Annotated in this window: 14 protein-coding genes; 10 read left to right on the forward strand and 4 right to left on the reverse strand. The window is 34.5% G+C overall.

Annotation, left to right across the window (positions count from 1 at the left end):
- Position 1: 1 nt before the first annotated feature.
- Positions 2-1,570, reverse strand: coding sequence for an L-lactate permease (locus UMR38_05580; GenBank protein ID MEC9485327.1), 1,569 nt, complete (start codon positions 1,568-1,570; stop codon positions 2-4).
- Between the two features lie 68 nt (positions 1,571-1,638).
- Positions 1,639-2,184, reverse strand: coding sequence for a flavodoxin family protein (locus tag UMR38_05585; GenBank protein ID MEC9485328.1), 546 nt, complete (start codon positions 2,182-2,184; stop codon positions 1,639-1,641).
- Between the two features lie 129 nt (positions 2,185-2,313).
- On the opposite strand from UMR38_05585, the gene UMR38_05590 reads away from it, so the two are divergent.
- The 3 genes from UMR38_05590 to thpR are packed head-to-tail and all read left to right on the forward strand — an operon-like array spanning position 2,314 to position 4,256.
- Positions 2,314-3,000: a hypothetical protein gene (locus UMR38_05590; GenBank protein MEC9485329.1), complete on the forward strand. Its 687-nt coding sequence runs from the start codon at positions 2,314-2,316 to the stop codon at positions 2,998-3,000.
- Positions 3,001-3,048: 48 nt separating this feature from the next.
- A complete protein-coding gene (locus tag UMR38_05595; protein MEC9485330.1) occupies positions 3,049-3,720 on the forward strand; it encodes a DUF1361 domain-containing protein in 672 nt (223 codons plus the stop codon).
- Positions 3,720-4,256: an RNA 2',3'-cyclic phosphodiesterase gene (gene thpR, locus UMR38_05600; protein MEC9485331.1), complete on the forward strand. Its 537-nt coding sequence runs from the start codon at positions 3,720-3,722 to the stop codon at positions 4,254-4,256. Before UMR38_05595 ends, thpR begins: the two co-directional genes overlap by 1 nt.
- Here thpR and UMR38_05605 read toward each other — a convergent pair.
- Complete coding sequence (locus tag UMR38_05605) at positions 4,253-5,278, reverse strand: ketopantoate reductase family protein (protein MEC9485332.1); 1,026 nt, start codon at positions 5,276-5,278, stop codon at positions 4,253-4,255. The genes thpR and UMR38_05605 overlap by 4 nt on opposite strands.
- A 106-nt stretch (positions 5,279-5,384) precedes the next feature.
- On the opposite strand from UMR38_05605, the gene UMR38_05610 reads away from it, so the two are divergent.
- The 7 genes from UMR38_05610 (at position 5,385) to ppk1 (ending at position 12,109) form a co-directional block, all read left to right on the forward strand.
- Positions 5,385-6,149: a TIGR02206 family membrane protein gene (locus UMR38_05610; GenBank protein ID MEC9485333.1), complete on the forward strand. Its 765-nt coding sequence runs from the start codon at positions 5,385-5,387 to the stop codon at positions 6,147-6,149.
- A complete protein-coding gene (locus UMR38_05615; protein ID MEC9485334.1) occupies positions 6,124-6,525 on the forward strand; it encodes a hypothetical protein in 402 nt (133 codons plus the stop codon). Before UMR38_05610 ends, UMR38_05615 begins: the two co-directional genes overlap by 26 nt.
- Before the next feature lie 69 nt (positions 6,526-6,594).
- Entirely contained in the window at positions 6,595-7,461 is an 867-nt protein-coding gene (amrS, locus tag UMR38_05620; protein MEC9485335.1) for an AmmeMemoRadiSam system radical SAM enzyme, read from the forward strand.
- Positions 7,462-7,472: 11 nt separating this feature from the next.
- Positions 7,473-8,861, forward strand: a complete 1,389-nt coding sequence (amrA, locus tag UMR38_05625) for an AmmeMemoRadiSam system protein A (GenBank protein MEC9485336.1) — start codon at positions 7,473-7,475, stop codon at positions 8,859-8,861.
- Positions 8,862-8,935: 74 nt separating this feature from the next.
- Positions 8,936-9,139: a (2Fe-2S)-binding protein gene (locus UMR38_05630; protein ID MEC9485337.1), complete on the forward strand. Its 204-nt coding sequence runs from the start codon at positions 8,936-8,938 to the stop codon at positions 9,137-9,139.
- A 40-nt stretch (positions 9,140-9,179) separates the two neighbouring features.
- A complete protein-coding gene (locus UMR38_05635; GenBank protein MEC9485338.1) occupies positions 9,180-10,109 on the forward strand; it encodes a hypothetical protein in 930 nt (309 codons plus the stop codon).
- Positions 10,094-12,109, forward strand: coding sequence for a polyphosphate kinase 1 (gene ppk1 / locus UMR38_05640; GenBank protein ID MEC9485339.1), 2,016 nt, complete (start codon positions 10,094-10,096; stop codon positions 12,107-12,109). Before UMR38_05635 ends, ppk1 begins: the two co-directional genes overlap by 16 nt.
- A gap of 25 nt (positions 12,110-12,134) precedes the next feature.
- Here ppk1 and UMR38_05645 read toward each other — a convergent pair whose 3' ends face one another.
- Positions 12,135-12,479 (reverse strand): hypothetical protein, encoded by a 345-nt coding sequence (locus UMR38_05645; protein ID MEC9485340.1) that lies wholly within the window; start codon positions 12,477-12,479, stop codon positions 12,135-12,137.
- Positions 12,480-12,516 lie beyond the last annotated feature (37 nt).

A 12,516-nucleotide genomic window follows, 5' to 3' on the forward strand; every position in this document is an offset into this window, starting at 1 on the left:
ATTAGAATAAGATAAATGCACTTAGTCCAACAAGGAACCCATATAGTAATGCAGGTAATAAGGTTTTATTAATGATGTTTCCTTCTTCACCTTCCACACCAACAACCGTTGCGACACTGACAACATTATGCACGCAAATCATATTTCCTGCGGCACCACCAAGTAATTGTAATGCGAGTATAACAGTACCATTTAGTCCGTAATCTAACGCAATTTGATATTGTACAGGACTAAATGTGAGTGTTGATACAGTCGCACTTCCTGTGATAAAGGATCCTAGTTCTCCAATATAAGGTGCTAAAAATACCCAAATACCACTCAAATGCTCTCCTAGAAATGTTGCTAGATAGACCGGCATACTTTCAAGATCACTTAAGTTAATGCCAGAGTTTGAAAAGATTTGTACCATTGATAAGGTTGGCACTAATGCAAGGGCGGCACCTTTGACCGTATTGAGACTTAATAAACTCGCAGCTTTAATGTTCTTAGTACTTGATTTTTGAATGAATACACTGCTGATTGCAACAACAATTAAAATAAATCCTGGTGAATACAAAAGTTGTAATGAAGATGAAATTTCAGCAATACCTAATATATTATTGATTGATAAGTCAATAGCTGATTGGAAGAATGTTTTAACAGGTGCAATCACCCGTGAAATGATAAGTAACAGGATAACTATTGCATAGGGTAACCACGCGCGAATGATTGACATGTCACTCTCTGTTAAGTCTTCTTCGCGTTCATTAGCATTTTGCCATTTATGTTTAGGAATTAAAAATCCTAGTTTAATCGAAGCAATTGATATAGCTAACATAATTAATACCGTGATGATGGTCACGAATTCATATCCTAAAGTAATTGAGACGAGTTTCGCAACAAGGGTGTAAGTGAATCCGATAAACAATGTCCAAGGGAGAATTTCGAAATAGTCTTGTTTTTTACTATCTTTAGCAAAGAAGAACAGTAACATAAATACAATAATGGTTGGCATAAATGCACCAGCTAAAAACTCAATACTTGTAATTGTTCTCGCAACTTCATTAAGAAAATCAGTTGATGTTGAGATATTACCTAAACCAATTTTTATGGGCGTACCTACAGCGGCGAAAGGGACAGGCACACTGTTTGATACAAGTGCAAGTGCTGCGGCTGTTATGGGTTTAAATCCTAATGCAACAAGTAGTGGCGCAACAACAACGGCAGGAGTACCAAATCCAGCCACTCCTTCAATTAAACCGCCGAAGATAAATGCGATTAAAATAGCTTGTATACGCATATCCTGTGTAAGTTCATCAAACCATAAATTAATACGGTCAATTGCCCCATTCATCTGTAATATATTCATCATAATAATGGCACCAAATAATATAATTAAGATACCAAATGCTTTATGAGTACCTTGGATAATGGATGCAAGTAGTGTAACTTGACTCATATCCCAGAAAAAGTAGGCACCTATTAAGACAATTAAAAAGCTTAATGTCATTCCTTTTTTAGCTGGCATTTTTAACAGAACTAAAAATAAAAAGGGTAGTAATATGGGTAATAAGGAAACAAATAAGTTCATAGTAACCTCCTTGAGTCATGTGCTCATAAAGATTTTACAATATGATGGATTTTATTTCTAACGAAATGTTAGTTTTTTTTATCTAGTAGGGTAGTTTTTAAGTTTGTTAGTTGTTGTTTTAAAGTGTCATCAATTGCTTCTTTATTATCTGTATCAGTAAACGCAAAGACATGTGTCTTTGCATCAAACAGTTTACCAAGAATCCTTGCTATATAATAAATTCCTTCATGCATATAAGGTTTATCACTTCCTTGTGATACCATAAATATAATATGATCAAGTGTTGTTAATTGGTTGTTGTTCATAAACTTTTGATTATAATAAACTTGTAATCGATTTATCACTTGCATAGTTTGATCTGTTAAGGTTCCAAAATATATCGGGCTAGAAATAATGAGCACATCACTATTGTCCAGTGTGTGATAAAAAGATGTGACATCATCTTTAAACTTGCATCTAGGCGTATGCGTACATAATTTACAATCATCACATGAGTTTACCTGCATATCGTATGCATCAAACTGTGATAGTGATGTATGTCCCTCTAATAAGATATTTGTCCCCATCATCGTTTTACCTTTTTTATGGGGTGACCCATTTAAAATAGTAATCATAATAAACCTCATTTCTTATTATCTACTTGTCATTATAGTATGGATAGCGATAAAAATCTAGCATTGTCTTATTATTATAATATGATAAAATATAGATAAACCATTAGCAACTAACAGGGAGAGAAAAATATGAACTTAAAGCGCTTTTTAATTTTATTTGGGGGATTAATCATTTTCATTACCATTGCATTAACAACGTCGTTTGCGACTGAGAAAATTGACGGCAAACGGCATTGGTATAGTTCAACATATCAATTTGTCGATGGGCATATGTTATATCGAGATGTTACCAATACAACTTGCCTTCAAGGTGATGAAACTGTGACCCATTCTCTTTTATATAGAGATGAAGATACCATCTATCTAACTGATGAATTGTACACAGAAGAACCATGTCTATCAACCTATTATATTAAAGATGGAGACAAGATGATTACCATTGCCTTAGCTCAAGAGCGCCAGGTGTTATCTACGAGCAGTTTAAATAATCATAACTTTAAAGTAGATGTAGAGATGGCGTATAACTTTACACCATTGAATCATCATGTCGATAGTTTCCGGCCTTTTACGGTTGAGGATATTGGAATAGAACTTGGAGAAAAATATGAACCAGGTGATCAGTATTTTGCTACTATTTCAACACACATTATGTATCGTCCGTTTTATAATGATACACCAGACACGTCAGAGTTCATTGAATCATTACGTGTATCATTTAGTAATGGAGAAACGCGAACATTCTTATTGTATGAAGATTATATTGAAGATGAAAAAACGGGCACTATTGCTTATTTTACTGAACGTTTTATGAAATAAATTTTAGCCCGTATATCACGGGCTTTTTAATACAAGAAGGTGACTGAGATGTTAAAAAGAAATGTTATCGAAACACTAACAATCATAGGATTTTTCAGCATAATCTCTATTTTTACAACAATGATTACTAACGATCTTATCCATGTCATAATGATATGGAATATTTGGCTTAGTGCACTTGTATATCTATTAGCTACTTATGCCAATAGTACGGTGATACAAAAGATTGCTATGCCAGTATTTATCATCTATGCATTAGCGTGGCTTTTTATGTTTCCAAACACCTTTTATGTCATCACAGATATATTACATCTCACACCCTATGATTTTTATGTATCTACTGGGTACTGGACTTATACATTTGTGACAGATATGTCCATGTATGTGGCATTAGGGCATCTATTTATGACATCTCTGATTGGCATCTATTTTGGATACCAGTCACTTGTTTTAATGCATCGAGCACTTGTACTAAGAGATTTCAAGGTATCGCGTATTATCTTTTTTGCTACAGTATCATTTTTATCGAGTATTGGGATTGTAATTGGTCGCTTCCTCAGATTTAATTCGTGGGATATTCTCTTACCGTGGCATATCATACAACGCGTGTGGTCCGAGTGGTCAGACTTCTATACACAGTTTGTTATACTGTTCTTTATGGTGCATTTATGTATTATTTTTAGTTTTGAGTACCTATCACATAAACGAAGTGATTTCTAATGCGCATCTTTTTTGCAATTACATTTGATGAACATATTAAAAATCAGATTAAGAACCGATTTGATCATATAAAAAAAGATATTGAACAGGCAAATATCACTACCCCTAGCAACTACCATATTACATTAAAATATATTGGTGAGAGCAATCAAGGTGAGATTGATAAAATGAGTGAGGTTATTCAAGCAAGCCTAAAAACAGTAAACTCTTTTGATTTAAAACTCACTCATTTTGATACCTTTAGACAAAGAACCAAAAACATTATCTATCTTGGCGTTCACTATAATAAGGCATTATATCAATTATATCAAACACTTGAAGAAAACTTGAACAGATTAGGATATCAAAAAGAAACTAGACCTTTTACACCACATGTAACCTTAGCAAAGAAAGCTAGGATTAAAAGAACACTACCATCTATTGCATCCTTAAGATTCAAAGTCACTTCTGTGTCATTAATGTTAAGTCACAGAGTAGATGGTGAATTAACCTATACTCCACTAAAACAATTTTCATTAAAAACCACCAAAGATTAGCGGATCTTTGGTGTTTTAAATAACTGGATATTATCAAACTGAACATTGCGATCTCCCTGTTCAATCTCTTTAACTAAATGGACGACTAAGTCATTCAGCGGTGTTGGAATATTATATTGTTTGCCATAATCAGTAATAATGCCATTGATATATAAAATCTCTGTTTCTCTACCGCGTTTTAAATCCCGTAACATACCTGAACGAATGTTTTTATGTTTACGCATTGCTATGGGTAATATCGATAAACTGAGTTGTTGTTTAAACCAGTTGGTATAATACATAAGTTTTGTAATGTCATGCCCTTGTAAGGGTTCAATCTTAATGTCAGCTTTCATGGCAACATCAATACATTCATTCATAATATCTAAAGCGACTTTACGAGATGTCCGGTTTTTGGCGATTGTACCGAATGTCTGACCTGTAATCACGCTTAGGCCACTAAACGCTGCATTAATAATGAGTTTAGCATATCTAGCACCAATAAAATTATCCTCGATTGTGACATCACCCATGGTACTAAGATAAGTGACAATGTGATCAAATAAGGCTTGATTCACATTACCATATTTACCAACACTAAATGTTAGGGCTTCTCTTGAAGGCTTCGACGTTAATTCACTAATCCCCTTACCATGGAAAGTAGCACCCCAACTCATCGTTGCGCCAGCTACACGATCTTTACCAATAATTTTTGCAATTTTGGGCTCAGGAATCCCATTTTGCATTGTGCATAAAATACCAGTTGGGGCAAGGTAATCGTTTAAAAACGTCACAATGTCGGCATTATATTTTTGTTTGGTCATGAGGAAAATAATATCATACGTTTTAGTCATTTGATCAGGTGTTAATGCGGTAACGGGCTGTGTAAACTCAGTCGTTCCGATAATCTTTGCTCCAGCATCATTGAGAGCTTTAACGTGCGCTTGATTACGGTTAATCAAGTCTATATCATAACCTGCTTTTGTCATATAGGCACCTAGGATAGTTCCCATTGCTCCAGCACCATAAATTGCTACATTCATCATATCACCTCTTGTCATAGTATATCATAGTTCTTAAGAGATAAACATTGAAAAAAAATTGTATCTCAAGGGTGAACACGGTATAATAAAAATAGGATGTGAGAACATGAGTCTGTTAACTTACACAGTTGGACCCGTTGATACGCTATGGCCAATGATCTTTATTTTATTAATAACAATTATCCTATTACAATTTAAAGCAGTGATTCGCCATTCCATATTGAAGACAATTATCCCCTATTTTCTATTAGCTATGATGATTGTTTTAGAGTTGCGAACCTTTGGTAATATGGTAATTGGTTTTTACTATAGCGAAATGTCTGGGTTAGCCTATTTACCCCTACATCTTTGTTCAACTAGTGCATTGTTAGTTATCATATATTTAAGTACACAGAAAGAACTCTTTTTAGATATTCTCATCATTCAAGGGATTGTTGGTGCTATTGTGACCTTTATTTTTCCATCAACCACAGCCCCACCGACATCATTTGAATATTGGCGCTTTTTCTTTTCCCATACATTATTATATATCACACCTGTTTACTATATCATTATTGAGAACAAACGGATTAATAAACGTACGCTAGTCATAGCCTTTATAAGTGTGCATCTGATTGCGGCTGTTGCGGTTAGTTTAAATCTAACGATTGGTACGAATTATATGTATTTATCTCCAGATAATAGCCACAATTTGTTTGCCTTTATTCCAATTCATCAAGTATTTCCTGCATTAGCTGATTGGCCTGGGGTCATTCTATTTGGTGAGATATTAACTTTTCCAGTGTATTTTAGTGTATATTATATCATTAAATGGGGACAAAAACATTTAGATGAAGGAGGAGAATATGTCAAAATTAGAGAACAATTTTAACGCGTTAAAGAAAATGGTAAGAAGACCTATCCAAATCACCTTAGTGTTTATTTTAGTGTGTACCTCTGGGATCATAATCTTCTTTCAAACTGGCGCAGAAATCTTTTTTGCTGTAATGATTGTGATACTTGCCATTAACCTAATCCCTAAAATGCGTGAGCACCGTAAAATATTACATATTGAACAAAGTTATTTACAACATCCAAAAGATGCCATCGGATCGATTAGTGATATGGTTAATAAACTCACTAAAGAATATAAATCCACTCAACATGGGTCTGAAGAAGGTGGCGTTGATCATTCTAAATTACGCCGATTAAAGAAAAAAATAACCTTACTTGAAGAAATTAAATCGCATATTAAACGTCAGTCTTAGAACTGGCGTTTTTTAATAGGGTTTTAAAAAAACGTATTTAGGTGTAAACTATAGATAGGGAGGCATCTTATGGAAGCATTACGTTATGAAACGTTACAAAATGGTGTTTTGCGATGTCAAGTGTGTCCTCATTATTGTGTTATTCCAAAGGGATCATCAGGCATATGCAAAATTCGGTATAATAATAATGGGAAACTTTTAGTAAGGAATTATGGCAGAGTAATCACAACGCACATTGATCCTATTGAAAAGAAACCAATATATCATTACCTAAAAGGAACGAAAACATATTCATTTGCCTGCATGGGCTGTAATATGCGGTGTCCATGGTGTCAAAATTATCAAATTTCTCAGATTACAGATGCGACTCAATTTGATAAAGGAATTGCGTATCAGCCGATGGACCATATCAAGATGGTGAAAAAGTATGCGTTGCCATCCATTGCATATACCTATACGGAACCTACAATGTATATTGAGTATGCGTTAGACGTTATGAGATTAGCTCATGAACACGACATTAAAAATATCTGGGTCAGTAATGGATTTATCTCTGAAGAATCTCGAGAGAAACTAATTCCATTCGTCGATGCGGCCAATATAGACTATAAAGGTGATGAGTCTGTCTATCGAGAGTTTTCCTTGGGGCATGAAGACCATATATTATCAACTATGAAGGCCTTTAAGGATGCTGGTATACATCTTGAAGTAACAACGCTTTTAATTCCTGGCATTAATACAAGTCATGAGATGATTAACCATATGATTGATCAGTTGATTAAATATACAGGAAAAGAGACAATTTGGCATATATCGCGTTTCTATCCAGCATATAAGGAACAAGACCGTGATATAACACCTTATGAGATTTTAGAGTACGCCAAAGAAACTGCTCTAGACAAAGGATTAAAGCATGTTTATTTAGGAAATATTTAGGAGGTTATAAGATGAGCATTTTAGCAGGATATGTAGTTCCCCATCCGCCCATCATTGTCGATGACGTTGGCTCGGAAGACACAAGCGCTGCGAAAAAGACCATTGAGGCTTATCATCAAGTTGCAAAAGATATTCAAAGATTAAAGCCAGACACCATAATTGTGTCATCACCACATGGTAAACTTTATAGAGACTATTTCCATGTCTCATCAGGGATTGGAACACGTGGTGATTTTGGTCAGTTTGGGGCTAAGGATGTATCTTTTGCGGTATCTTATGATACAAAATTAGTGAAGGAAATATCGGATCAAGCACACCATAACAATTTACCGGTTGGTACATTGGGCGGCCATGAAACAGGATTGGATCATGGTGTCATGGTGCCGCTATATTTTATAAATCAATATTATCAAGATTATCAACTGATTCGGATATCTCCTAGTGGTTTTGATTTATTGGAACATTATAAGATTGGTAAATTCATTCAAAGCATTGTCGCTAATGATAAAAAAGTTGTTTGGGTAGCAAGTGGCGATTTATCACACAAGTTAAAAGAGTCTGGTCCGTATGGTTTTATTGAAGAAGGACCAAAGCTTGATCATCACATTACAGACGTTTTAAAAACGGCGCAGTTCAATGCCTTTTTTGATATTCCAAAATCAATCAGAGAAAAGGGCGCAGAGTGTGGTTTGTCATCATTTGTGATGATGGCAGGCGCCCTTGATAGACGGGATATAGATCATACATTTTTATCATATGAAGGACCATTTGGTGTAGGCTACGCAGTGAGTATGTATCATGTCTTAGGGATTGATCAATCAAAACAATATGATAAGATATATCAAACTAAAGCTTCTAAAACAATCACAGAACAAAAAACAAAAGAAGACCCTTATATACAACTCGCAAGAGCGTCTTTAGAATATTTCACTAAGTATAAGAAACGCTTGATTCTACCAACACACTTACCAAAAGAATTGCTAGAGACAAAAGCCAGTGTTTTTGTGACAATCTTTAAACATGGTGAATTACGCGGTTGTGTAGGGAAAACATCTCCGACATACGAGTCTGTCGCAGAAGAAATTATCGATAGTGCGATTAGTGCTGGTCATCATGATCATCGATTTCCACATGTTAAAGAAGACGAACTGCCTTACCTAACCTATAAAGTAGATGTACTGAGTCCACCAGAAACAATTGATTCCATCGATCAGTTAGACGTTAAAACCTATGGCGTTATTGTTAAGCATGGTTACCGTTCAGGGTTATTATTACCCAATTTAGATGGTATTGATACCGCTGAAAAACAGGTTAGTATTGCTAAACAAAAGGCCGGTATTAATCCAAATGAACCCGTGGATTTAGAACGATTTAAAGTTGTTAGACACGAAGTATCTTAATCCTTATTTAGAAAAATCAGTATTTAAGATGAAGAAGCTCATTTCATTTAGTATTATAACGATAAGGTGATGATATGGGAAAAAAGAAAAAGAAAAAGAAAGTGCTCTGTCCGTGTTTTAAAATCACGAAACAGGATGTAAAAGAGCACATTAGAAACGGTGTTACAACGTATCAAGAATTACAAAAATTAACGATGATTGGAACGAAGTGTTCCTCTTGTAAAAAGAAAACCAAAAAGAAATTTAAAAAGTACAAAGAGAAATTAGGCGCAAATTAGCGTCTTTTTTGTTATAATAGAATAAAGGGTGGTGACACATATGAAAGAAATCGCAATTATTGATATTGGATCGAATACGGTACGGTTAGTGATTTATCAAATTTCTCAAGGCTTAAAATATGATGTATTAGTGAATCATAAAGAAGCTGTGAGACTAAGAAACTATGTCAAAGATAATAAATTAACTGAAGAAGGGATTGAAAAATTACGTCGTGTATTAAATGTCTTTACGGCAATTTTACACAAGGATAATATTTCTAAAGAACATACGACATTTTTCGCGACACAAACAATTCGTATGATTGATAACCAAGAGGATGTTGTCTCACAAATGGAACAAGAGTTTAATATCTCAATCGAAGTTTTTTCAGAAGAAAAAGAATCTTTACTTGGATACAAAGGAATGAACACATTCTTAGTTCATGAAGACGAAGGATTATATGTCGATCTTGGTGGTGGGAGTACCGAAATTGTACACTTTAAAGATGATGAAGCCCTTGATTATCATTGCTTTGACTTTGGAAGTGTTGTTCTCCGTAGTATTATTGAACATCCAATACCGACAGAAGATGAGATTAGTTACTTAAAGTCATATTTATACGCAAAGTTTGAACAAGTCCCATGGTTACGGGCAATCAAAACACCACTCGTTGTCGTTGGAGGGAGTTCACGTAACTTAGTGAGAATTGATCGGTTTATAACTAAACGCGATGAAGAAACCCATGGTTATCGCTTAGGATTACGTGAAATTAAGCGAATTCGTAAAATATTAATGTTACTAAACTTAGAAGAGATTCAAAATATAAAAGGATTCACAAAGTCACGATCTGATATCATTATTCCATCAATACTAGTCTTTGAAATGCTTTATGAATATATTAAGGCAGACTATTATGTCTGTAGTAGAACAGCCTTAAGAGAGGGTGTTCTAGTCGACATGATGGAGGAAATGTCATGGATAAAACAGTGAAATATACAGGACGCGAATTAAGTTGGCTACAATTTAATGAACGTGTCCTTGAAGAAAGTATTGCCCTCTCTAACCCGTTATTAGAACAGCTACGGTTTTTAAGTATCTTTTCATCGAATTTAGATGAGTACTTTATGATCCGGGTTTCAGGTATGAAAGGACAAGTTGATTTAGGACTTACAACCCCAGACAAAAAGACTGGCTTTTTAGCTAAGGAATATTTAAATAGGATGTTAAAAAAGTGCCATCAGTTGGTGATGGAACAATATCAAATCTATTCTAATAAGGTTGAAGAACTCAATACCCACATTCAATTTGTCGGGTATAAAGATCTAAAAAGTAAGCATAAAGATAAAATGGATCGCTATTTCAAGAATCTCGTCTTTCCGATTTTGACACCTATTCGATTTAGTTCTTACTTACCGTTCCCATTATTGCCTAATTTAAGTGTGTATTTGATTTCTCAACTCCAAGATGATAAAGGCAATATTCACTATAGTGTTGTTACTGTACCAAAGAATGTCGAACGGTTTATCCATGTAAAAAAACAGTATTATATTCTATTAGATGACTTAATAATGCATCATATCGAACAGTTATATGAAGGATTAAAGGTATTAGAGGTTACCCCATTTAGAATCACCCGCGACTTTGATATTGAGTTTGATGATCAAACAGATGACTTTGCCAAAAGTGTCATGACTGAACTAAAGAACCGCAAACGTGGCGCTGCGGTTCGATTAGAAATTGCTGATAATGCCAGTGAAGAGATTATTCAATTTTTAAAAATGCACTTAGATTTAAAAGGCAAACAAATCTTTCAATTACCAGGGCCAATTGATCTCACATTTTTAAATGAAGTTTATGATAAAATCTCTAAAAAAATTCCAGGACTCGTTTTTAAATCACGATCCGCAATAGAGCCGAGTGTATTTAAAAACTCAACGTCAATTTTGGATGTCATCAGAAAGCGAGATGTATTATTACTTCATCCCCATCATTCTTATGAGCCTGTTATTCAAATGTTAAAAGAAGCGAGTGAAGATGAGAATGTTGTGGCAATCAAGCAAACAATCTATCGGACAAATAAGGATTCACGCATTATGAGTTATTTGGTGAGAGCTGCTGAGAGTGGTAAACAAGTCACCGTCTTATTTGAGTTGAAAGCACGTTTTGATGAAGAGAATAACTTATATTGGGGGAATGTCTTAGAACGAGCTGGTGCACATGTTATTTACGGTGTACCGCATTTAAAAACCCATTCTAAAGTGTTTTTAGTTGTTAGACGCGATCAATCACGTGTTGAACAGTTCGTTCATTTTAGTACTGGGAACTACAACGAAGATAATGCAAAGATTTATACCGATGCCTCATATTTTACATCGAAAAAATGGATAGGTGAAGATGCGGCAAAGTTTTTTAACTATATTAGTAGTTACACCAAAAAACCAACCTATAAAAAAATGATTGCTTCACCTGATTCGATTCGTGATATGCTATTTAGTTCGATTGATCAAGAGATTGCGAATAAAAAAGCTAGTAAGAAAGCACATATTATTTTTAAAATCAATGCCATCACAGATGTTAAAATGATCAACAAACTGTATCAAGCTTCACAAGCTGGTGTTCAAATAGACATGATTGTACGCGGTATCTGTTGCCTAAATCCCCAAGTGCCAGGGCTAAGTGACAATATTCGGGTAATCTCGATTGTAGGACGCTATTTAGAACATATGCGAATATATTATTTTTATCATGAAGGTAAAGATAAATTATATTTAAGCTCTGCTGATTTAATGACGAGAAACATGGAAAACAGGATTGAACTCGCATTAGATATCACGGATAGAGTAAGTAAAAGACGTCTTTTAAAACTATTACACTTACAATTATCTGATAATGTTAAGGCCCGTGAAAATATTCAAGGAACTTATGAAAAGATTGAAACATCTAAGCCGAAAGTGAATGCCCAAATGGCTCTATATGATATGTTGAAATAAAAAAACAAGCTTTCGAGCTTGTTTTTTATAGAATTATATGAACTATTAGCGCGATTAACGTAAGCCCAATACATGCTTTATGGAGTGAAAGTAACGCATAGTTCTGTGTTTGTTTCATCGTACCACCAATACTTCCGGTAATTACCACAAGTAGTGCGACGATTAGGCCTGTTATACTGAGACTTGTTGAAACGATGTTTAAGATGATGTGAGATAAGGCAAGTAAAACGGCTAACCCACCAAAGGTGTAATGATACTTTGCCAGTTCGTGAACAAAAGCTAATCTCGTGTATTTTTTCAATCCATTCATTAAAGCCAATATTGCAAAAATGATAATTAAATAGCCAATTACACGAATTAATGTTGTCATTTTATGCCTCCTTTTAATAACTTTATTATATCACATG

Origin of the sequence: Candidatus Izemoplasma sp. (assembly GCA_036172455.1) — a bacterium.
Lineage (GTDB): Bacteria > Bacillota_I > Bacilli_A > Izemoplasmatales > Izemoplasmataceae > JAIPGF01.

Bases quoted from the DNA above. Each gene is read 5' to 3' on its own strand.
- amrS (MEC9485335.1), top strand. From the start codon at position 6,595: ATGGAAGCATTACGTTATGAAACGTTACAAAATGGTGTTTTGCGATGT.
- UMR38_05635 (MEC9485338.1), top strand. From the start codon at position 9,180: ATGAAAGAAATCGCAATTATTGATATTGGATCGAATACGGTACGGTTA.
- UMR38_05580 (MEC9485327.1), bottom strand. From the start codon at position 1,570: ATGAACTTATTTGTTTCCTTATTACCCATATTACTACCCTTTTTATTT.
- thpR (MEC9485331.1), top strand. From the start codon at position 3,720: ATGCGCATCTTTTTTGCAATTACATTTGATGAACATATTAAAAATCAG.
- UMR38_05605 (MEC9485332.1), bottom strand. From the start codon at position 5,278: ATGAATGTAGCAATTTATGGTGCTGGAGCAATGGGAACTATCCTAGGT.
- UMR38_05585 (MEC9485328.1), bottom strand. From the start codon at position 2,184: ATGATTACTATTTTAAATGGGTCACCCCATAAAAAAGGTAAAACGATG.
- UMR38_05595 (MEC9485330.1), top strand. From the start codon at position 3,049: ATGTTAAAAAGAAATGTTATCGAAACACTAACAATCATAGGATTTTTC.
- UMR38_05610 (MEC9485333.1), top strand. From the start codon at position 5,385: ATGAGTCTGTTAACTTACACAGTTGGACCCGTTGATACGCTATGGCCA.
- UMR38_05645 (MEC9485340.1), bottom strand. From the start codon at position 12,479: ATGACAACATTAATTCGTGTAATTGGCTATTTAATTATCATTTTTGCA.
- UMR38_05615 (MEC9485334.1), top strand. From the start codon at position 6,124: ATGTCAAAATTAGAGAACAATTTTAACGCGTTAAAGAAAATGGTAAGA.
- UMR38_05590 (MEC9485329.1), top strand. From the start codon at position 2,314: ATGAACTTAAAGCGCTTTTTAATTTTATTTGGGGGATTAATCATTTTC.
- UMR38_05630 (MEC9485337.1), top strand. From the start codon at position 8,936: ATGGGAAAAAAGAAAAAGAAAAAGAAAGTGCTCTGTCCGTGTTTTAAA.
- amrA (MEC9485336.1), top strand. From the start codon at position 7,473: ATGAGCATTTTAGCAGGATATGTAGTTCCCCATCCGCCCATCATTGTC.
- ppk1 (MEC9485339.1), top strand. From the start codon at position 10,094: ATGGATAAAACAGTGAAATATACAGGACGCGAATTAAGTTGGCTACAA.